Origin of the sequence: Vibrio sp. ZF57, from assembly GCF_001691235.1 — a bacterium.
GTDB lineage: Bacteria > Pseudomonadota > Gammaproteobacteria > Enterobacterales > Vibrionaceae > Vibrio > Vibrio crassostreae_C.
Genome location: NZ_MAKD01000137.1, coordinates 131,352 through 152,521, shown reverse-complemented (window position 1 = coordinate 152,521; position 21,170 = coordinate 131,352). Strand labels below are relative to the sequence as shown.

The window sequence follows — 21,170 nt, the reverse complement described above, 5'->3', positions numbered from 1 at the left end:
AAAGATACGTGTAAAACTTCTCGCGAAATATTAATCCAATGGTACATCGTACATTGGTGAGTAGTTCTGGGATTTTTATATTTAGTAGCACAGAGGTTATGGAAGTGTTAAAAGAAAAGAGTTTACTAAGCAACATCGGCGTTCAAGTCGTTATTGCAATGATCATCGGTACCCTAGTCGGTGCGATGATGGGTGACAGCGCAACTATGTTCGCTCCACTGGGTGCTATCTTCATCAATTTGATCAAGATGCTGGTTATCCCTCTAGTCGCGGTTGCCCTAATTTCAGGTGCTGCTGGTCTAGGCAACAGCTCATCAGCAGGTAAAGTGGGCGTGACCACTCTAGGTTACTTTGCACTAACGTCTGCACTTGCTGTAGCACTAGCGCTAGTAATGGGTGAAATATTCGAACCGGGTCGTGGTATCGATGTTTCTGGCGTTGAAGGCATGTTCTCTTCTGAATACGCTGCGAAAGGTGAACTTCCAACGTTCTGGGCAACCATCACAGGCATGATCCCGACCAACGTTTTCCAATCACTGAATGAAGCAAACATTCTGCAAATTCTAGTTTTCTGCTTATTCTTCGGTATTGCGATTTCTAAACAAGCGAAAGAGAAACGTGACCCTATCATCAATGGCGTAAACGCGATTGTTGACGCTATGGTTTGGATGATCAACAAGGTTATGATCATTGCACCACTAGGCGTATTCGGCCTAATGGCAGAAGCTGTGGGTACATTCGGCTTTGGCGCACTTATGGTTGTGTTCAAACTGTTCGTTGTCTACATCGCTGCGATTCTGATCTTCGGCTTTGTTGCTTACCCGCTAATGATTCAAATCTTCACTAAGACTTCTGCTAAGAAGTTCCTAGTGGCAATGAAGAAGCCTCAAGCGGTTGCACTATCAACAGCCTCTTCAATGGCGACACTGCCAGTAACAATGGAAACGGTAGAGAAAGAACTTGGCGTTCGTAACTCTACGGCTTCATTCGTTCTGCCACTTGGTGCGACGATCAACATGTCTGGTAACGCAATTTACTACGGCCTAGTTGCTATCTTCTTCGCACAGCTGTTCAACATCGACCTGTCTATGGGCGCTTACATTGCTATCATCGTAACGTCGACTCTAGGCGCAGTTGGTCAAGCAGGTGTTCCAGGTCCTTCTTTCCTAGTGGTTGCGGTTCTTCTAGCAGCTGGTATCCCTATTGAAGGTCTACCTCTGTTGTTCGCTCTAGACCGTATCTTCGACATGATCCGTACTGCTCTAAACATCACTGGTGATGCAGCATGTGCAGTCATCGTTGATTCTCTAATCGAAGACGAAGCGAAAGAAGCTGAGCTACAAAAACAGCAAGCGTAATATTAAGCTTCAGTTTGATTGATAAATAAAACCGCCTTCATGAGGCGGTTTTTTTATTAGGTAATGATCGATATTGATTCGGTAAATCTTACCCTTGTCAGGCTAATTGATGAGTCCAAACGCACGAGGCAGAGCCAAACTAATTTCAGGAATAAAAGTAATGGCCAACAGTGTGACGATCAATACGGCACAAAACGGCATGATACTTCTTATAACGTTTTCAATCTTAGAGCCACTGACACTACAACCCACAAATAGCGCCGTACCAACGGGTGGCGTTGCAATGCCAATACATAAGTTGAAGATAATCATCATCGCGAAGTGAATTGGATGCATGCCTAAATGCTCAGCAATCGGCATAAAGATAGGGGTAAAGATCAATACGGCTGGCGTAAGGTCCATAAACATACCCACAATCAGTAGAATCAGGTTCATCAGAATAAAGATGATAATTGGATTGTCTGAAATAGAGAGCATCCAATCACTGATCATGGTTGGTAGACCGGTAAACGCCATTGCCCATGACATAATGGTAGAAGCACCAATCAAGAACAGCATAATGCCAGTAACCTGAACCGTTTCTCTACAAATTATCGGAAAGTGTGCCCATTTGAGGGTTCGGTAACAGAGTGACAGTATAAAAGAGTATAGAACCGCTATACATGCCCCTTCTGTTGCAGTGAATATACCACCAATAATACCGCCAATAACAACAACAATAAGCCCTAAGCTTGGTGTTGCTTGCCAAACAATATTCAGCACATCTTTCGTTGTGAAGCCGTCATTCGCACTTGTTTTGTAGCCCTTCTTTTTAGCGATGAAATAGGCGACGACCATACAACTTAAGCCCATTAGAATACCTGGGACATACCCTGCGATAAACAACGCCGCAACGGATGTTCCACCCGATACCACTGAAAATACGATCAGTGAATTACTCGGCGGTATTAATAAGCCTGCCGGGCAAGATGCAACGTTTACTGCTGTTGCTAAGTTTTTATCATAACCATCTTTTTCTAATTCTGGGCCTAAGGTTTTACCAACCGCAGCTGCTGCTGCAACGGCTGATCCTGAAACGGCGCCAAACATCATATTGGCGAAGATGTTCACGTGAAAAAGTGAGCCCGGGATCCAACCAACCAAGAGCTTTGCAAGGTTGATGAGTCGACTCGCGATGCCACCCACATTCATTATATTCCCAGCGAGGATAAAGAAAGGGATGGCTAATAAACTGAAACTATCGATACCGGTAATGATTTTTTGACCCGCAGTAATACTCGCGACTTCAAACGGTAAGATGAAATACATGATGGTTAAAGATGACATGGCAATTGCAATCGCAATCGGCATGCTTATCGCGATCATGAATAAGAATAGGCCTAGCAGCCAAACACCAATGGACAAATCCATAATATAGAGTCCTTTTAAAACTTATTTTTTGTTGGGTTCACAAAAAAGATCAAACGTATTCATGACCAAATAAATGAGGATAATAACGGCTGAAATCGGCAATATTGAATACACCGTCGACATCGGTAATTGCAGTGCTGGAGAGAGTTGTTGTGTGGTTCTTCCCATTAGGGCGATGCCACCTTGAAGCATTGCTAGAAATACAAATGCGCCAGAAATGATATTGATGAGTACATGTAATGCGATATGTGCTTTACCCTTAAGATAACCATCCAATAACGTTATTGCTAAGTGTCCTTTGATACCGAATAAGTAGCTTGCTCCTAATAAGCCAAGCCATACCATCGCATAACGAGCAAGTTCATCAGTCCAGTTACTTGGATCATTCAAAACATAACGACTAAAGACCTGCCAAGTGACAGTAACGACAAGTAACATTAGTGCAAAAGAAGAGACAAAAAGAATCAGCCTATCAAGTAGGTTTCTGAAAGTTGCTAACATGGTGTGATACCTCAAAAAATTTTGCCTTAGCAAAGCCAAGGCAAAATTATATTTTCACTAAGACTGATTAAAGAGCTTCAATTTTTTCAATGAATGGAGCTAGTTTTGGATCTTTTTTCGCCTCATCAATCATAGGTTTAACAGCTGCACGGAAAGGGGCTTTATCAACTTCAACAAACGTGACACCTTCTTTCATTCCTTTCTCTTTGTTCATGTCATCTGTTGCATCCCAGATTTTGATCTGCTCTTCAAGAGACTCAGCAGCAGCTTCTTTTAAGATCTTTTGCTCTTCTGCCGTTAATGAACCCCATTTGTATTCTGAAATGATGATCACGTCAGGTGTCATCATGTGCTGGTCCATAGAGTAAAATTTGGCAACTTCACTGTGTTTCATTTCAACTAAGCTAGAAATATTATTCTCAGCACCATCAATTACACCTTGTTGCAGAGCCGTGTATACCTCATTGAAAGGTACAGGTGTTGCTTTACCACCAAGTAAGTTAACCATTTCCATCATGGTTGGAGAACCAGGAACTCGAACTTTCATGCCAGCTAGATCTGCTGGTGAGTTGATGGCTTTCTTAGCGTAGAAGCTACGTGTGCCTGAATCATAGAATGTAAGACCGATAAAACCTTTACCTTCGCTTGAAAGCAGCATCTCTTGTGCAGCTTCACTTCGCATGAAGGTTCTCATATGTGGAACGTCACGGAATAAGAAAGGCAGTGCATTAACCTTAAACGTTGGTTCAAAAGATTCGGCTAACCCACCATTGATTTTGGCCATATCAATCGCGCCAGTAACAACTTGCTCCGCTTGGTCACGTTCAGAGCCTAATTGACCGTTTGGAAAGATCTTAATCGTAAGTTCACCATTCGATTTTTCTTTAACTTTATCAGCCATGATCACCATGCCTTGGTGAGCTGCGCTTTCTAATGACATTGCATGCCCTAACGTCAAAGTTTTTGCTTGAGCGCCAAATGCCATAAGAATTGAAGCCGCTGCAATCGTCAGTAGGTGTTTTTTCATGTTCTTCTCCAGAATCCATTTTGTAAGAGGTACAGTTTTTATATGCAACGCTATAGCTAAGTTTGAAATCTAACGTTCAATTGCACATCGCTCATAGCAGTAACGTTTCATTACAATATTCTTACTCTATGAATTTTGTATTACAATACTATATGTATATTTTGTGAACTAAGGTTTATCTATTGGCCTGAGAACCTAATTGATTGTGATACCAATCATATTTGGGACTAATTAGACCATTAATCAGTTCTACTTTGGATTTTTTTGTAATTTCGATTACTTTCAACTGCTTTAAGAACAATCTCTTAGTAAAAGAGTATCGATCTATTTATGTTATTTTAAGACATTAAATTCAGTTATGGAGCACGACAAAGAAGGTCTCCTCGCTCGAAAACGCGAGTCGTGAACAGTGCTTTGTGAGGTGATGAAGGCAAGGTTTTCGGTTGGATTTAGGTAACAAGAATAGATAAAGGCAATAGAGAGAAGCTTGAGAGGATGAATTGTTTGTAACAAAAATCCGAGAGCCTTACAGCCCTCGGATTTTTGTTTTTGGTGTTCTAATTTTTAGGCGTTAAACGAATTACAAATCAGCGCCATAGATATCAAACGTGAAGTACTTAGCGGCGATCTTGTCGTAAGTACCGTTTGCTCTGATCTCTTCAATCGCAGCATTGAATTGTTTCGCCAATTTTGAATCCTGCTTTCTTAATGCTAACGCCGTACCCTCACCGATGTAGGCTTTGTCGGTAACGGCTTTGCCTTTGAACTCAAAACCCTCGCCTTCTTTCTTATCTAAGAAAGCCAATGACAGTTGATCTGAGTTGCCGAAGGTTAGATCTAAGCGACCGTTTTGCAGATCCAGATACACTTCATCTTGCCCTGTGTAACGCTTAATGTTGGCAACACTACCAAACTTGTCGGTTACGTAGCGATCGTGAATCGTACCTTGCTGAACACCGATGGTTTTACCCGCTAAGCCTGCCTCATCAACGCTGAATTCTGCGCTTTTAGCAGCAACAAATACGGCTGGTGTTTGGTAGTACTTGTCAGTAAATAAGATTTTACGCTTACGCTCTTCGGTAATGCGCATCGAAGCCATGATCACATCCGACTTTCTTGCCAACAAACTTGGAATTAGCGAATCCCAGCTTTGTGAAACCCAAGTACAATCGAGTTTAGCTTGCTCACACAAAGCATCAGCTATCTCAATATCAAACCCGACAGGCACACCGTCGCTGTTTTTATAGTTGAATGGCGGATACGTAAAGTCCGACGCCAAACGGATTTCTTTCGCCTGTACCGTTGTACCAAGTAAAGCGGCCGCACAAGCGAGTCCTAGTATTATCTTTTTCATCATTGCCATCCTAGATATGATCTTTATCGAGTTGAGATTGAGTTTCTATATATTGATCTTGTTGATGCTGTCGTTTTTGCTGATCTTGTTGAGTCTGTTGTAGCTCGGTTTGGTAGCGTGTTAGTGACGTTATCACTTCTAACATGCTCTCTTGGCTACCAATACTGATTCGAACACAGTTACGCAAAGCCGGTTCATGGTTTTGGTTCCTTGTCACAATGCCGTCCTTCGCCAAGACACTGAACACTTGGTGCCCTGCTTTTTGACGCAGCAAAATGAAGTTTGTCGATGAAGGGTAAACAGACTCGATGAAATCAAACCGCGTTAGCTCACAAGCAAACCAGTTACGTAGTTCAACCAGCTTTTGCGTCGCGTCTTGCATCACTGAGACTCGTTCATCGGACAAAGCGTCTAGCACGATTTGAGATGAGCAATCTGGCATCGGATACGGTGGAATCAGCTTCGCGACATACTGCATCACATTTTGACTCGCTAAGATAAAACCACAACGAACCGCAGCCAGTCCAAATGCCTTAGACAAGGTGCGAATCACAACCAAATGTGGATAGCGTTCAATAAGACTAACGGCTGACGTTTGTGGTTCAAATTCGATATACGCTTCATCGACGACCACTAGCGACTTCCCAATCGTGCCTTCCAATACCTGAATCAAATCCGATTTAGGAATCACATTGCCCGTTGGATTGTTTGGTGAGCAAAGAAACACGATATTCGCCAGTTCTGCCTTATTCACAATATCAGCGACGTTCAGGCTAAAGTCTTCCTGCAATGGAGAGTCCAAGGTATTAATCGCCAATGCATCAGCGCAAAACTCATACATCGCATACGTTGGAGAGCAGACAAGTATGTTGTCGCACGCCGGTTTACAGAATGTTCTGATCAGCAAATCAATCGCTTCATCTGCACCACGAACAGCCACAGTCGCGGCATCGGTACTACAGTAATCTTGATAAGCCTTAGCAATATCTTGTGGTAAGAAGTCTGGGTATCGGTTGTGACTTGCTTCTCCTTGAAACAGCGAGCTTTCCAATTCATTGGCGTTTAGCCAGACACGTCCATCACCACCAATTCTTCTTGCCGATTGATAAGGTATTAATTTTTTTACAGCCTGAGGCACTAAGCTATCAATAAAAGATGTCAAGAAGCTATCCCTTTCACAAAATCACAATGTCTTCATCATTGCCTTCATATTCAAAAAATGTGACTTATACAAATATTGAATCACAAATGATGATTAAGTATTTACATTCAAACAGAACACTATTGATAAATGAATCGAAATAATCACATAATAGCCATGATAAAAAGTCATAGGTAAAGATATGAATCGCACACTTCCTTCAACCAAAACCTTGCTCGCGTTTTTGTCTACGGCAAGGCACCTCAACTTTACACGCGCGGCACATGAGCTCAATGTTACGCAAGGTGCAGTGAGTCGTCAGGTATTGTCGTTTGAAGAAAATCTTGGGTGCGACCTTTTCTATCGTCATGCTCGGGGGTTGTCATTAACACCCAAAGGAGAAGAACTGGTTCCGCTCATCCAAGATACAATTCAGCGACTGCAATCCGCACTGAACCAAGTGGCGAGTTCCCCTTCCAAAATTAAGCTAAACGCACCGAGTTGCATTACCTCTTGGTTGCTACCAAAACTGATGTCTTTTCAAGAAGCCTACCCTGAGATTGATGTTGAGCTCACTTCTACCATCAAGCATGTTTTTGAGCCAAGTTTTGACCCGTTCGATGCCGTGATTACCTATGGCAAGAAGCCGAGCCAACAATCGATCGTCAGCCAGTTATTGTTCAACGAGCAACTCGCACCCGTCTGCCAAGCGCAAAGCATCAAACCCAATCACCTTACCAGTGGTTCCTCTTCTCTAATCAAACCGCACCAACTCGCTCACTACACGTGGTTACACGCCAACAATGAACAAAGTGATTGGCGACTTTGGTTGGAGCACATAGGAAGTCATGACCTTTCGAGCAAGAATAACCAACAGTTCGCAACACTCGATCAAGCGATGAATGCAGCTATTCAAGGATTTGGAATTGCGATAGGCGACATCACGCTTGCCAAGCAAGATATTGATTTAGGCAGATTAGTCAAAGTGAGTGAAGACAGTGTCTTTTCAGGAAATGGTTACTTCTTAATTCAGCCCAAGAATCGCCAAAATGTATCCCTAACTACATTGGTCGAGTGGCTTGTCGGTTAACAACGGGGAAATTGCCAAGCTCAAAGACCATAAGGCTTCAGTAAAGCGTCATAATGAGAATGACAACGTTCTCAAAATAAAACTATTTTCCGTCAGCGACGTATTGTTTGGTTGAGAACAGAATTAGCTTTCATTTAACTGATTGAAAAAAGAATCAATTCAATTTGATAACAGAAATATTCTGTGTCTGTGACCCAAATGGCATTCGAATTGCTTTGTCATAGATAACCCAAACAATTTACAGCAGGTTGTCTTTTCTTCGCACCCTGTCACGGAGGATAGGCTATGACCTTACAAAGACATACATATTACGGCTTAATTCACCATGGGGTTAAAACCTTATTAATGGATAGAATCGGTCACTTCACAGAGCGTGAATATCACGAGTTTCTCGACCTAACGACTGGCAAATCAACCTGTTTTGCGATGAGCGAGCAAGAACTCGAAAATACGCTAGATGATTTGAAAAGTGAGGGTTACCTTGAAGACATCAAGAAACTGATACCTCGCTACCAAACCACATCAATGCGATAACTGGCTTGAAATCGTTATAAACGATTAGCGGTTAGATGGAATTAATTGTTACCCAATTGTCTCGGGCTATTTAGCATCGGGACAGTTTTCGTTAGACTGTTGGCAACTCAACTAACTGGACATTCAGTGCCACATGAAACAAATTCTTGATTTCATTCCTCTCATTATTTTCTTTGCGCTGTATAAGATGTACGACATCTACACAGCTACAGGCGCATTGATTGTTGCTTCTGCAGTACAAATCGTTTTGACGTACATTATCTACAAGAAAGTAGAGAAAATGCAGATCATCACATTTTTGATGGTTGCCGTATTTGGTGGCATGACCATCTTCTTGCACGACGACAACTTCATTAAATGGAAAGTCACCATCGTTTACGCACTGTTTGCGATTGGCCTGACGGTCAGTCACATCATGGGCAAATCAGCGATTAAAGGTATGTTAGGCAAAGAGATCACACTGCCTGATTCGGTATGGGGCAAGATCAACTGGGCATGGACGCTGTTCTTTACCCTATGTGCCGTTCTCAACGTTTACGTTGCTTTCAGCCTACCGTTGGATGTTTGGGTCAACTTCAAAGTGTTTGGTCTACTCATCGCGACCTTGCTCTTCACCTTGCTCACTGGTGTTTATATCTATAAGCATCTACCAAAAGACCAGCAGAAAGAGTTAACGGATAAAAATACCGACGAGAAATAGCCCTTAGGGATGAGTCCTCATACCCTATTTGATACAATTATTATCAATATGCGATTGGCCAATGATACTCGTGATCATTGGCCGCTGATTATTTGTGTTCGGTGAAGACGTTAAAAATTAGACCACCACGAGTCTCGTAAACACATCTATTTTTATATAAAACAATCAATACCATTAAGAGTACGACAATGACTATTCAATCAACTTTGAACCCGATTGGTTCTTTACTTCTTCGCACATTAGCGATGCCTTCTGATACCAATGCAGCAGGCCAGATTTTCGGTGGTTGGATAATGTCACAGCTTGACCTTGCTGGCGGCATACTGGCAAAAGAGATATCTAACGGCAAGATAGTCACGGTTTCAGTATCGAGTATCGAGTTCAAACAGCCGGTTTCAGTGGGTGATGTTGTGTGTGTTTATGGTGACTGCACTAAGATTGGTCGCAGCTCGATGAATATCGACCTAGAAGTCTGGGTTAAGCCTGTACTTGATCACGGTATCGGCGACCGCTACAAGGTTTGTGGCGCGACATTCAACTACGTTGCGGTTGATGAAAGTGGTAAGCCTCGCCCAATCAATAAATAGTACTTTTCACCAAGCTGCTAATGTAGACGGTCTTTAGTTTCAACGAATGAAATCGCTAAAGACCATACTTCTCTCTCGCACCATTTCACAATTTCTTATCATTAGCTCTTCCAATACCAATTAGTTCGCGTAAATTAGCAAGATAGCGAATTTAAACGCCCCCAATTCAGTGAAGTAAAATAAGGATATACCAATATGTGGTACGTGATTTTTTCTCAAGACGTCGAAAATTCATTAGAAAAGCGCCTAAGTGTTCGCCCACAACATCTAGAACGCCTGCAAACACTTCACGATGAAGGCCGACTTTTGACTGCTGGCCCAATGCCTGCGATTGATTCAGACAACCCTGGTGAAGCCGGCTTCACTGGCTCTACTGTAATTGCTGAGTTTAATTCTTTAGAGGACGCACAGGTATGGGCAGACGCAGATCCGTACATTGAGGCACGTGTCTACCAAAATGTCATTGTAAAACCATTCAAGAAAGTATTTTAACGTGAAAAAATGGATTATTGGCTCTCTGGCTTTAGCTCTGCTCGCAGGCTGTGCTTCAAGTGAGCAAGACCAACAAAGACAGCTTGAAATGATGGCGCAACACCGTGCTGGCGTTTTATCTGCCGGCCTGCCGATTGAGTATGGCCCACTGTCAGTCATGCGTGTGCTGGCAAAAAATACCGTTATCGAGATCATGATGATCTACAACCAAGACGCTAAAGGTGCTAAGCCTTTAAACCAAGTCGTAGATATGAGTGTTAACAGCTACTGCACCAACTCTGAAGTTAGAGCAAACCTTGACATGGGCTTGGCTTACAACATTAAGGTTCGCAACACTCGCGGACAACTGATGGTTGAAAAGCTAATCAGCAAAGAGACATGTCAGAGCATTAACTAGATTTGATTTCTAACGTTAAGCTAGTAACAAACAAGAAAGGCCTTGCAGATGCGAGGCCTTTCTTTTCTCAGACTTTTGTTTTTAGAACGATAACACCCTAGCTTTAATTATGCTGATGCTTCTGCCGACTCCCACTCTTTACGCAGCATTTTAGTCGCTGAAACTAAATTAGCCAGTGCCGCTTCTGTCTCTGCCCAGTTACGCGTCTTCAGCCCACAATCAGGGTTTGCCCACAAACGTTCTGCTGGGATTTTCTTTGCCGCTCTCTTAAGTAAATCAACAATCCACTCTTCTGAAGGAATGTTTGGTGAGTGGATGTCATAAACGCCAGGCCCAATCGCATTCGGGTAGTTGAACTCTTCAAACGCTTTCAGCAGTTCCATGTTCGAACGAGAAGTCTCTATGGTAATCACATCGGCGTCTAGCGCAGCGACTGAATCAATGATCTCGTTGAACTCGCTGTAACACATGTGGGTGTGAATCTGAGTTTCTGGTTTAGCACTCGCAGCTGAAATCTTAAAGGCATCCACTGCCCACTCTAAGTATTCTGCATGGTCACGCTTTTTCAATGGCAAACCTTCACGAATGGCAGGCTCATCAATTTGAATAATGTTGATACCTGCGTCTTGCAAATCAGACACCTCATCTCGCAACGCAAACGCCAGTTGATTGGTTATCTCTTTGCGTGAAATATCTTCACGTGGGAATGTCCAACACAAGATAGTAACAGGCCCAGTTAGCATGCCTTTCATCTGCTTTGAAGTCAGAGATTGAGCATAGGTCGACCATTCCACCGTCATTGGTTTTTCACGCTCGATATCCGCAACCACAATCGCAGGTTTCACGCAACGAGAGCCATAACTTTGTACCCAACCAAATTTGGTAGTTTGGAAGCCTGCTAGATTTTCAGCAAAGTACTCCACCATATCATTACGTTCAGCTTCACCATGAACCAGTACATCCAAATCAAGTGCTTCTTGTCGTTTCACCGCATCCGCAATATGACCTTTCAACGCGGTGTTGTATTCCGCTTCACTCAGTTTGCCAGTGCGGTAAGCACTACGCTGAACACGGATCTCTCCGGTTTGTGGAAATGAACCAATTGTTGTGGTTGGCAATAATGGTAAACCTAACACCTCAGACTGATGTGAAGCGCGTTCGGCATAAGGAGCACTTCGCTCGGTTAGGGTTTTGGTAATGGTGTTAATACGAGCTTGAACCTGCGGCTTATTCACATGAGTCGCGCTCTTGCGTGCAACAATCGGCTGGCTGTAGGTTTCACACGCCAAGATAGCATTGTGGTTACCGTCTAGTGCCGCACCCAATATACTCACCTCGGTCACTTTCTGTTTCGCGAAAGCAAACCAACTCTTCACTTCATCGCTGAGTGAATCTTCTAACTCAAGGTCGACTGGACTATGCAAAAGTGAACATGAACTTGCTACCCAAAGTTTGTCTCCTAGCTTCTCTTTCACTGGTTGTAGTAACTCTAGTTGAGCGGCTAAATCAGCTCGCCAAACGTTTCGTCCATTAATCACCCCTGCTGAAAGTACCCAGTGTTCAGGTAACTTACCCACTACTTCATCAAGTTGCTGTGGTGCTGCTGCTAAGTCGATATGTAGGCCATTAACTGGTAGCTCTACTATCTTATCTAAGGTATCAGTCACCGAATCAAAATAAGTAGTGAGCAGCAGTTTTACATCACCTTGAATCACTTGATACACCAACTTGAATGAATCTGCCCATTGACTCTCAAGCTCAAGCGAAAGAATTGGTTCATCGATTTGAACCCACTCAACCCCCAACTTAGCGAGTTTTGCCAAAATTGCTTGGTAAGCGGTAAGAAGGCGCGGAAGAAGAGATAAACGATCAAAACCCTCCTCCACTTCTTTACCAAGATATAAATAAGATAACGGGCCTAACAAAACTGGCTTCACCTTATGCCCGGATTTTATCGCTTCACTCACTTCGTCAAACAGTTGTGGCCAGCTCACTTCAAAGGAATCGTCTTTGCTGAACTCAGGCACAATGTAATGGTAGTTGGTGTTGAACCACTTAGTCATATCAGAAGCCGCAAAGCTATCTTTAGTGCCGTCACTAGACGTATGCGTACCACCGCAACAAGTCGACTGAACCTGAGATTGACCACGCCCCACACGGAACAAAGTATCTAAATCTGGGAAGGATTTTTCATCTTCAGAACCACCAGTATGGCGCTTTGGTACGTGGCCTAGAAGTAAAGTCGTTGTTAATACATGGTCGTACCATGCGAAGTCACCCGCAGTTGCAAAGCTAAGATTCGCGTCAGCTTGTACATTCCAGTTACGATTTCTTAGTTCGCTACCGAGTTGCTTTAAATCTGATTGGCTAATCTCACCGCGCCAGTATTTTTCTAAAGTGAATTTGAGTTCGCGTTTTTCGCCGATACGTGGGTAGCCTAAAATATGCGTTGTCGTAGTCATGAACCTGTTCCTTATTCAATAATTTTTAGTGTTCGATCAAACTGCCTAGCTTATGGTTTAAGTTCTTTATAAGGCGTCTGGATGGCTAAACTATCTCCCTAATCTGAACGATGAACAACGTCCAAATATTCATCTTGTTTATTAAAAATATTCATCTTGAATAATCTAAAGCTGAAAAAATTAAATCCATCTGGACATCTAGACGTTTACAAATGGAAGAAAACCCCGTAGGGTGATTATTAAGAAATATTGAATTGGCTTAGGGAATATGAGGAAAACTCATGATAGAGCTTAAACACCTTCGAACATTGACTACCTTAAGAGACAGCGGCTCGCTAACAGCGACGGCAACTTCTCTTCACTTGACTCAGTCGGCGCTTTCTCACCAACTGAAAGACCTTGAGGCGCGTATCGGTGGTCAGCTTTTCCTACGTAAAACTAGACCAGTTAAGTTCACCTCTGAAGGTGAGATTTTGCTTAGGCTTGCCGATGAGATACAGCCAAGAATAGCTAAAGCGGAGAACGAACTCGCGAGCCTGAAAGAGGATGTGAATGGTCGTTTGCACATGGCGATTGAATGTCACTCATGCTTCCAATGGTTAATGCCTGCTTTGAAGGAATATCAAGTGGCTTGGCCAAGCGTAACGCTAGATTTCTCGTCAGGCTTTGGGTTTGAGCCGCTACCCGCGCTAATGGCAGGCGAGCTAGATTTGGTGATCACCTCTGATATACAGCCTCGCTCTGAGGTTCACTACGAACCACTCTTTGATTTTGAGATGCGTTTGATCACCGCAATCAACTCACCTTTGGCAGAAAAAGCGAGCATTGAACCGCAAGATCTTAGCGATCTCACCATGCTCACCTACCCTGTTCAAAAACAGCGTTTAGATGTCGTGAAGCACTTTTTACAGCCTGCGGGTGTAGAACCTAAAAAGTGGAAACAAGCGGACAACACGTTAATGCTAGTTCAAATGGTATCAGCAGGTTTGGGAGTAGCGGCTCTACCAAACTGGGCGATCAGTGAATTCTCAAGACAAGGGCTGATTGCCAGCAAGCCATTAGGCAAAGGACTATCAAGAAGACTGTTCGCAGCGGTAAGAAACTCTGAGAAAGATAAACGTTACCTGCAAGCTTTCTTTAGCACGGCAAGACAGCAAAGTAAGAGTCACTTAGATGGCATAGAGGTCGTTTAAAGATGATTTATGGCTAAGTTAAGCTCGATCGATTCGTCAGAAACAAAAAAGTCACAGATAATCTGTGACTTTTTTTCTCTCAACACCCACAACACGCGATGCATGTCATTTTCGATAAAAGATGCGCTAATCTTTAGCTTATCTCGAGTAAGACTTAAACTGGTTAGTCAATGGATCGTATTGATAGCCAAGCATATCGAGCTTGCCCACAACACTTTCTGTATCCATTTCATACATGCTGATCAGCTCTTCAAAGCTATCGCATTCTAGGCGAAGTTTTTCATTAACGATTCCTAGCAAAATAATGCTATCGAAACCTTTGACGTTGCTTAAATCCATCTCGTACTCCTTACGAACACACTGACTAGAGTTAAGTTTAGAACGCTTACCAACGTCACGCTAAAAAACAGATCACACTTCTTAACAAGAATACGTAATTAATGAAAGTGCGTGATTAAAGCGCCCAAACTGGCGTTAAACCCACAACGGCCACCAATAACATCAACAACGAAATACTCAGTTGAAGCTTTTCAGGCGTTCTTGCGAACAGTAAATGCCAACACCACACCACGATTGAGGAGATCAACAAAGCAAAACTAAATAGCAAAGTGGAAATCACAGGTTCTAATTGAGCTTCAGACAAAGAGTAAACACTCACGACGGTCGCCAGTACTACCAACATACCGGTTAGCACGCCCACAACAGGAAGCACTCGATGAAATGCCTGCAACCGTGTCCTTGCAATCGTCAGTAGTAGATGGCCAAACGCTGCTCCTAACAGTACCACTAGCAGCAAAGTAGTAATGATACCAACAGCGGTTGCTTGCTCAGTCGCTTGTATAGCAACATATGACAACGCTAAACCACAGGCCAAGTACATCACCCAGATAGGACCAGAATCGCGAGTCTTCTTGGTTTGAACTTGAGAATAGAAATAAAAGATCGCGAACACGACCAGAAAGGCTTCAATTTTTACTGAAGCGACGGCAAGCCACAGCACGCCAATCGCAGGTAACATCTTGTGGATCCGACCACGCTGCCCCGGACAAATATCCCCTTTCACCAAGATGAGGGTTAAGATCAGTTGGGTTCCTAAAAGCATCGGAGCAAATTGTACTAATAACGTTTCGACCATTGTGGATCTACTTCTTCAGACTTATTTTCGCGAATAATATCAAAAACTGCTGCGAACACTAATCAAAATCACAAATTAGCGACGTTATTCAAGGCTTCAACTATGCTGTTGTATGGCTCTTTTATCGCCATTTACCGTAAAAAGACGAAAGACACCAGAACTAACAGGGGCATGTTCTACTGGCTAGTCTAGGCTCATGCCGCTATAATTCCCGCCTCAAAAATCAGAGGTTGAAATATGTACAGCGATATCACTCCTATTCACGAACACAAAAAATACTGGGCCGAGTGCTACGGAACTGCACCATTTTTGCCTACCAGTAGAAAGGAGATGGATGCTCTTGGATGGGATAGCTGTGACATTATTATTGTAACTGGTGACGCTTATGTCGATCACCCGAGCTTTGGTATGGCTATCATCGGCCGTCTGCTTGAAGCTCAAGGTTTCCGCGTGGGCATTATTGCTCAACCAAAGTGGGACAATAAAGATGCCTTCATGAAGCTAGGTAAACCTAACCTATTCTTCGGCATCACAGCGGGTAACATGGACTCCATGATCAACCGCTACACCTCTGATCGCAAATTACGTCACGATGATGCTTATACTCCGAACAATGAAGGTGGCAAGCGTCCTGATCGTGCAACTCTGGTTTATTCTCAACGTTGTCGTGAAGCTTACAAAGGCACGCCAATCGTGCTTGGTGGTATTGAAGCGAGCTTACGTCGTGTAGCTCACTACGACTACTGGTCAGATAAAGTTCGCCGCTCTGTATTGTTTGATGCAAAAGCTGACATTCTTCTTTTTGGTAACGCTGAGCGTGCATTGGTTGAAGTAGCACACCGCATTGCCGATGGTGAAGACATGTCTACGCTGACCAATATCCGCGGTACTGCTATCAATCTTCCTGCGGCCCCTGAAGGCTTCAAGATCATTGACTCTTCTCGTATCGAAAAGCCGAACAAAGCGTATGTTCCGGTTAACCCGTACGAAGTTGAAACTCAGTGTGATACCAAGAAAGACGAAAAAGAAGAAGTAAAAGCGCAACCTATTACTATTCGCCCTTCTCGTCACGATGCAAAAACTACAGCGGTTCGTATCCCAGGTTACGAAAAGCTAAACAATGACCGTATTCTTTACGCTCACGCTAGTCGTATTCTGCACCTTGAGACAAACCCGTACTCAGGTCGTGCTCTGATTCAACGTCACGGTGATCGCGAGCTTTGGATTAACCAAGCGCCTATTCCATTGACCACAGAAGAGATGGACTACGTGTTTGGCCTTGCGTACAAGCGTGTTCCGCACCCGATGTACGGCAAAGCGAAAATCCCAGCATACGACATGATAAAAACCTCGGTTAACATCATGCGTGGTTGTTTTGGTGGTTGTTCTTTCTGTTCAATCACAGAGCACGAAGGTCGCATCATTCAGAACCGTTCGAAAGAATCTATCTTGGATGAGATCGAAGACATTAAAGATAAAGTACCGGGCTTCACAGGTACTATTTCTGACTTGGGCGGCCCAACGGCGAACATGTACCGTTTAGGTTGTTCAGATCCAAAAGCTGAAATTAACTGTCGTCGTCCATCATGTGTGTTCCCGAAAATCTGTGAAAAGCTAAACACAGACCATCAACACACTATCGACCTGTACCGCTCTGCGAGAAAAGTACCGGGTGTTAAGAAGATCATGATCGCTTCTGGTGTACGTTACGACTTAGCGATTGAATCTCCAGAATACGTTCGTGAGCTTGTGACTCACCACGTTGGTGGTTACTTGAAGATTGCTCCAGAGCATACTGAAAAAGGCCCACTGGATCTGATGATGAAGCCGGGCATGGGCACTTACGATCGTTTCAAAGAGATGTTCGAGAAGTACAGCGCTGAAGCTGGTAAGAAACAGTACTTAATTCCTTACTTTATCTCTGCTCACCCGGGCACAGAAGATGAAGACATGCTTAACCTTGCAATGTGGCTGAAAAAGCACAACTACGAGTGTGACCAAGTACAGAACTTCTACCCATCGCCAATGTGTAATGCAACGTCGATGTACTACTCAGAGACTAACCCTCTGAAACGCGTGAAATATAAGAAGCGTGAAGATGTTCCTGTGCCGAAAGGTGATCGTCAACGTCGTCTGCATAAAGCACTGCTTCGTTACCACGATCCTGAAAACTGGAAAATCATCCGTGAAGCACTGATCAGCATGGGTAAACAGCACCTAATTGGTGACAAAGCAAACTGCCTAGTACCAGCAGAAGACTTTGATGCACAAACACCGGCACAACGTCGTAAGTCTGGTCGTCACGGTTCACAACGCTTTGCGACTAAGCACAGTAAATCTCAGCCAGGTCTTGGTGGCGAAAGCCCACGTAACCACTCTGGTAAGAAACCGGGTGGCAAGAAGCCGAATGGTAACGGCAACGGTAGCCAAGGTAATGCTAACCAAGGTGGCGGTAATGGCAATGCTCGTAAACCAGCGACTGGCTTCATTAAGAAAGGTCCTGGTGGTCAGCAATCACAAGGTAATGGCGGCGGAAATGGCAAACCAAACCGTAACAAAGCGGGCAATGGTCAAGGTGGCAAACCTGCAAGTAACGGCAAGAACCGCCAGCGCGCAGCACAACGCTAATATCGCGAACCGATTGACTTCGCTATCGTAAAAACACAAAGCGCAGCTATTTAGCTGCGCTTTTTTGTGTCTGTTACAAGATAGCCTAACGAGCAAACACCCAATACTGACTAAGCAAATAGTTACTGACCATGCCCACCAAGATGCCAACCGCCATTGCGATAAACACTGCCCCAGTAAATGCAGGCAGCAATTCAGTCATCAACTTAAAGCACAGCAAATTAGGTATCGCCGATATCGATGCTGACAGCATGAACTTTTGCCACTGAATCAGCTTTTCGGACCAACTCCCCTGCCCTTTGAGCTCAAAGGTCAACACTCGATTTCCAAACCAAGTTGTCGTTGCAGCTACGATGAAAGAGCCAATTCGAGCACTCATTAACGGCAGCCCAATAACGTAATGCAGCAATGCAAACACGGCACAATCGACAACAAAGCCACCCGCCCCCACCATAGCGAATTTAATCATCTTATGGTGAGGTTGTAGTTTTTTGTTTAGCGCGTCGAACTTGTGGCTAAACAGTCTCGATGACGAGTTAAAATTGAACATCGCCATCACTTCGAATATGGCTCAACGATATATTTGGTTTGATATTTTGGCTATGACAACTAAATAGAGCGCGCTTGATCTTCACCGTCGGTTCTAAAATACAGGTCAACGCGTTGTCTTTAATCTTGGTTTCTACTTCCGCTCTTTTACCAATCAGATAGAACTTGTCGATACCATCTAACTGCTTAACATCAAGTAGCTTTTTCGCTTGTCCATGACTGTAAAATTGCCCAGAGAACGGTCGTTTACCGATGTAAAAGCTCGGCGCTTCATCCGTGATCTGCTCGAAGATAATACGGTCACTTTTCTCGTTCGCTTTGCCTAGGTTGAGGTAGACCATCGCAATCATTAACAGCACAGGTAGCACCAAAGCCACACTCGAGAACCACTTCTTATCTTTTTCTACCACAAGCGTTGCCACCAGCAAGCCAAGGGCTGGAATACCCGGTAGGACGTAAGCTGGAAGAATATTACCCGCCATAGTGAAAAGAATTAGAGGAGAGACCAACCAACACACAAGGAATGAAAACAACCCACTATGTTCAGCGTTAACTTCTGCGATTTTCTTACGACGGGCGAAAGTCAAAATAGGCAACACAATCGACCACGGCGCAGCCGCTTGAATCCAGAAAATCCAAATCATGCCTCTTGCTTGGTCATGGGCAGAACCGTATAAATCGCCCTCCCAACCACTCACAACAAAACGCTTAAAGTGCTCGCCAACAATAAAGTAATCAATAAAACCCGGTGTTGCCATTTCAGCCATGATGTACCACGGCAAAGCAATCGCTAGCATCACGCCTAAGCCTGACAACAGTGGAAAGCGTTGCCATAACACTTTAAAAGCGCCAAAAAATCCATGTTGCAATACTAACCAAGGGCCGGTAGCGATACCCATAATCACAATCGCTACCGGCCCTTTTGCCAGCAAGCCTAGTGCTAAGCCAATGAAACCGACATAGCCCCAAGACCGATTAGTCTTCGCGCTCCCTTCTCCCTTCGAACCCTCTCCTCCTAACCAACATAGGTAGAAACCTAACATGGCTATGGTCATCGCTAACGTTAATGCCATGTCAGTCATAACAGCACCCGCCGCGATAGAGAAAATCCCACATGTCGCCAATACCACGGCCGCCACCAAGGCACTTTGTCCGGTGCGCTTAGCCATGTACGCAACCAACAGAATCGTCGCAAAACCTGCTAGCCAGTGTGGTGCACGCACAGCAAACTCACTCAAACCAAACAGCTCAATCCCAGCCGCACTCATCCATGTGAACAACGGTGGTTTACCCCAGAAAGGGATGCCGTAATCAAATTGAGGGGTTAACCAATTGCCGGTTTCTACCATCAAGCGAGCCATTTCTCCATAGCGCGCTTCCGTAGTATCCATTAAAGGGTATGTCGCCAGAGATAAGAGCCTTAGAACCAATGCAAAAGCCAACAAATACCATAGGTGCGTTCGGTTCAGGCTCATGCTGACTCCTCTAATTTAAAATGTGTTTTTAATGCTGGGGTATCGACCACCGATTGAATCAGATACAAAGGGCGGTTCTTGGTTTCAATGAAAATACGACCTATGTATTCCCCCATTAAACCAATACTCAGAAGTTGAATGCCGCCAAGGGCAAGTTGAACCACCATCATGGATGGGTAGCCAGTAATAGGCTCACCAAACATCATGGTTTTGAACACGATGAAGACGCCATACACAAAAGCGGTAAGCGCCACTAATCCACCAACGGCCGTCGCAATACGCAGTGGGCGGATAGAAAATGATGTGATGCCATCCATCGCCAATCCGATGAGTTTCAGGTAGTTCCATTTCGTCTCGCCACAGAAGCGAGCATCGCGCTTAAACTGAATCGTTGCTTGTCTAAAACCTGGCCATGAAAAGATGCCTTTCATGTAACGGTTACGTTCAGGCAGTTGGTTGATATGGTCGACAACCTCTCGGCTTAACAGTCGGAAATCACCGACATTTTCTGGAACATCGATCTTCGCTGCCACGTTCATGACTTTGTAAAAGCTTGCTGCTGAAAACTTCTTAAACCACGTTTCACCATCACGTTGGCTACGCTGCATATTGACGACGTCATAACCTTCGCGCCATTTGGCAATCATTTGAGGAATCAGCTCGGGTGGGTCTTGTAGATCGGCATCGAGCAAGATCACAGCTTGTCCTCGGCAGTGTTCGAGGCCAGCACTCATCGCTGATTCTTTACCAAAGTTACGGCTTAAACCGATCACAGAAATTGAGCTATTGATTGAAGTGAATGAACTCACCAAATCCAAGCTGTTGTCTTTGCTGCCATCATCGACATAAACAATTTCACTGGTGATGGGTAAGCTATCCAGTACCTTGGTTAAGCGAGAATGAAACTCTTCTAACACCTCTTGTTCATCGTAAAACGGCACAATGATCGATAGTGAAACGGCGGGATTGATCCGTGATGTGGAGACTTTAGGTCGGCTAATATGAAGTTCAGACATAATACGTTCTTCTATTTTTTAATCTGAATCCAATCTACCCCCTCATAAGTGAAAGTTATGTTATTGACATATTTTTCACGCTCACTCAGGATAATGTTACCGTCTATTTCTGTATGAGAAT

Annotated in this window: 20 protein-coding genes; 9 read left to right on the top strand and 11 right to left on the bottom strand. The window is 44.0% G+C overall.

Annotated features, from left to right (window positions below; all coding sequences use genetic code 11):
- Positions 1–38: 38 nt before the first annotated feature.
- Positions 39–1,358 (top strand): dicarboxylate/amino acid:cation symporter, encoded by a 1,320-nt coding sequence (locus A6D97_RS20555; RefSeq protein WP_346393668.1) that lies wholly within the window; start codon positions 39–41, stop codon positions 1,356–1,358.
- A gap of 102 nt (positions 1,359–1,460) precedes the next feature.
- Here A6D97_RS20555 and A6D97_RS20550 read toward each other — a convergent pair whose 3' ends face one another.
- The 5 genes from A6D97_RS20550 to hisC form a co-directional block, all read right to left on the bottom strand.
- Positions 1,461–2,768: a TRAP transporter large permease gene (locus A6D97_RS20550; RefSeq protein ID WP_010438025.1), complete on the bottom strand. Its 1,308-nt coding sequence runs from the start codon at positions 2,766–2,768 to the stop codon at positions 1,461–1,463.
- A gap of 21 nt (positions 2,769–2,789) precedes the next feature.
- On the bottom strand, positions 2,790–3,269 hold the full coding sequence (locus A6D97_RS20545; protein WP_004736522.1) for a TRAP transporter small permease: 480 nt from the start codon (positions 3,267–3,269) through the stop codon (positions 2,790–2,792).
- Positions 3,270–3,336: 67 nt separating this feature from the next.
- Positions 3,337–4,296, bottom strand: coding sequence for a TRAP transporter substrate-binding protein (locus tag A6D97_RS20540; RefSeq protein ID WP_017063537.1), 960 nt, complete (start codon positions 4,294–4,296; stop codon positions 3,337–3,339).
- A gap of 580 nt (positions 4,297–4,876) precedes the next feature.
- Entirely contained in the window at positions 4,877–5,650 is a 774-nt protein-coding gene (locus A6D97_RS20535; protein WP_029235360.1) for an ABC transporter substrate-binding protein, read from the bottom strand.
- A 10-nt stretch (positions 5,651–5,660) separates the two neighbouring features.
- On the bottom strand, positions 5,661–6,812 hold the full coding sequence (gene hisC, locus A6D97_RS20530; protein WP_065585160.1) for a histidinol-phosphate transaminase: 1,152 nt from the start codon (positions 6,810–6,812) through the stop codon (positions 5,661–5,663).
- A gap of 181 nt (positions 6,813–6,993) precedes the next feature.
- On the opposite strand from hisC, the gene A6D97_RS20525 reads away from it, so the two are divergent.
- From A6D97_RS20525 to A6D97_RS20500, 6 genes are all read left to right on the top strand, one after another.
- Positions 6,994–7,881 carry a LysR substrate-binding domain-containing protein gene (locus tag A6D97_RS20525; RefSeq protein ID WP_065585159.1) on the top strand — a complete coding sequence of 296 codons (888 nt, stop codon included), beginning with the start codon at positions 6,994–6,996 and terminating at the stop codon, positions 7,879–7,881.
- 285 nt (positions 7,882–8,166) lie between these two features.
- The gene (locus A6D97_RS20520) at positions 8,167–8,415 is read left to right on the top strand and encodes a hypothetical protein (protein ID WP_010438008.1); all 249 of its coding nucleotides are present in this window, start codon (positions 8,167–8,169) and stop codon (positions 8,413–8,415) included.
- A gap of 133 nt (positions 8,416–8,548) precedes the next feature.
- On the top strand, positions 8,549–9,115 hold the full coding sequence (locus A6D97_RS20515; RefSeq protein ID WP_065585158.1) for a septation protein A: 567 nt from the start codon (positions 8,549–8,551) through the stop codon (positions 9,113–9,115).
- 188 nt (positions 9,116–9,303) lie between these two features.
- Positions 9,304–9,702, top strand: a complete 399-nt coding sequence (gene yciA, locus A6D97_RS20510; RefSeq protein WP_017061510.1) for an acyl-CoA thioester hydrolase YciA — start codon at positions 9,304–9,306, stop codon at positions 9,700–9,702.
- Between the two features lie 195 nt (positions 9,703–9,897).
- A complete protein-coding gene (locus A6D97_RS20505; RefSeq protein WP_065585157.1) occupies positions 9,898–10,194 on the top strand; it encodes a YciI family protein in 297 nt (98 codons plus the stop codon).
- Position 10,195: 1 nt separating this feature from the next.
- Positions 10,196–10,591 (top strand): GspS/AspS pilotin family protein, encoded by a 396-nt coding sequence (locus A6D97_RS20500; RefSeq protein WP_010437997.1) that lies wholly within the window; start codon positions 10,196–10,198, stop codon positions 10,589–10,591.
- A gap of 107 nt (positions 10,592–10,698) precedes the next feature.
- Here A6D97_RS20500 and metE read toward each other — a convergent pair whose 3' ends face one another.
- Entirely contained in the window at positions 10,699–13,053 is a 2,355-nt protein-coding gene (metE, locus tag A6D97_RS20495) for a 5-methyltetrahydropteroyltriglutamate--homocysteine S-methyltransferase (protein WP_065585156.1), read from the bottom strand.
- Between the two features lie 281 nt (positions 13,054–13,334).
- On the opposite strand from metE, the gene A6D97_RS20490 reads away from it, so the two are divergent.
- Entirely contained in the window at positions 13,335–14,246 is a 912-nt protein-coding gene (locus tag A6D97_RS20490) for a LysR substrate-binding domain-containing protein (RefSeq protein WP_010437993.1), read from the top strand.
- A gap of 138 nt (positions 14,247–14,384) precedes the next feature.
- Here the strand turns inward: A6D97_RS20490 and A6D97_RS20485 are convergent, their stop codons facing one another.
- Together A6D97_RS20485 and A6D97_RS20480 are read right to left on the bottom strand one after the other, a co-directional pair.
- Positions 14,385–14,585 carry a DUF4250 domain-containing protein gene (locus A6D97_RS20485; protein WP_010437991.1) on the bottom strand — a complete coding sequence of 67 codons (201 nt, stop codon included), beginning with the start codon at positions 14,583–14,585 and terminating at the stop codon, positions 14,385–14,387.
- A gap of 115 nt (positions 14,586–14,700) precedes the next feature.
- Positions 14,701–15,381: a hypothetical protein gene (locus A6D97_RS20480; protein ID WP_029235143.1), complete on the bottom strand. Its 681-nt coding sequence runs from the start codon at positions 15,379–15,381 to the stop codon at positions 14,701–14,703.
- Positions 15,382–15,618: 237 nt separating this feature from the next.
- Between A6D97_RS20480 and A6D97_RS20475 the strand changes: the two genes are divergently transcribed.
- Complete coding sequence (locus tag A6D97_RS20475; RefSeq protein ID WP_081325381.1) at positions 15,619–18,009, top strand: YgiQ family radical SAM protein; 2,391 nt, start codon at positions 15,619–15,621, stop codon at positions 18,007–18,009.
- A gap of 85 nt (positions 18,010–18,094) precedes the next feature.
- Here A6D97_RS20475 and A6D97_RS20470 read toward each other — a convergent pair whose 3' ends face one another.
- Genes A6D97_RS20470 through A6D97_RS20460 form a run of 3 tightly spaced genes read right to left on the bottom strand, consistent with a single transcriptional unit; the run spans position 18,095 to position 21,049 of the window.
- Entirely contained in the window at positions 18,095–18,559 is a 465-nt protein-coding gene (locus A6D97_RS20470; protein WP_065585155.1) for a GtrA family protein, read from the bottom strand.
- Positions 18,546–20,033: a glycosyltransferase family 39 protein gene (locus A6D97_RS20465; protein ID WP_065585154.1), complete on the bottom strand. Its 1,488-nt coding sequence runs from the start codon at positions 20,031–20,033 to the stop codon at positions 18,546–18,548. Before A6D97_RS20465 ends, A6D97_RS20470 begins: the two co-directional genes overlap by 14 nt.
- Complete coding sequence (locus tag A6D97_RS20460) at positions 20,030–21,049, bottom strand: glycosyltransferase family 2 protein (RefSeq protein WP_050634924.1); 1,020 nt, start codon at positions 21,047–21,049, stop codon at positions 20,030–20,032. The genes A6D97_RS20465 and A6D97_RS20460 overlap by 4 nt, the downstream gene beginning before the upstream one ends.
- Positions 21,050–21,170 lie beyond the last annotated feature (121 nt).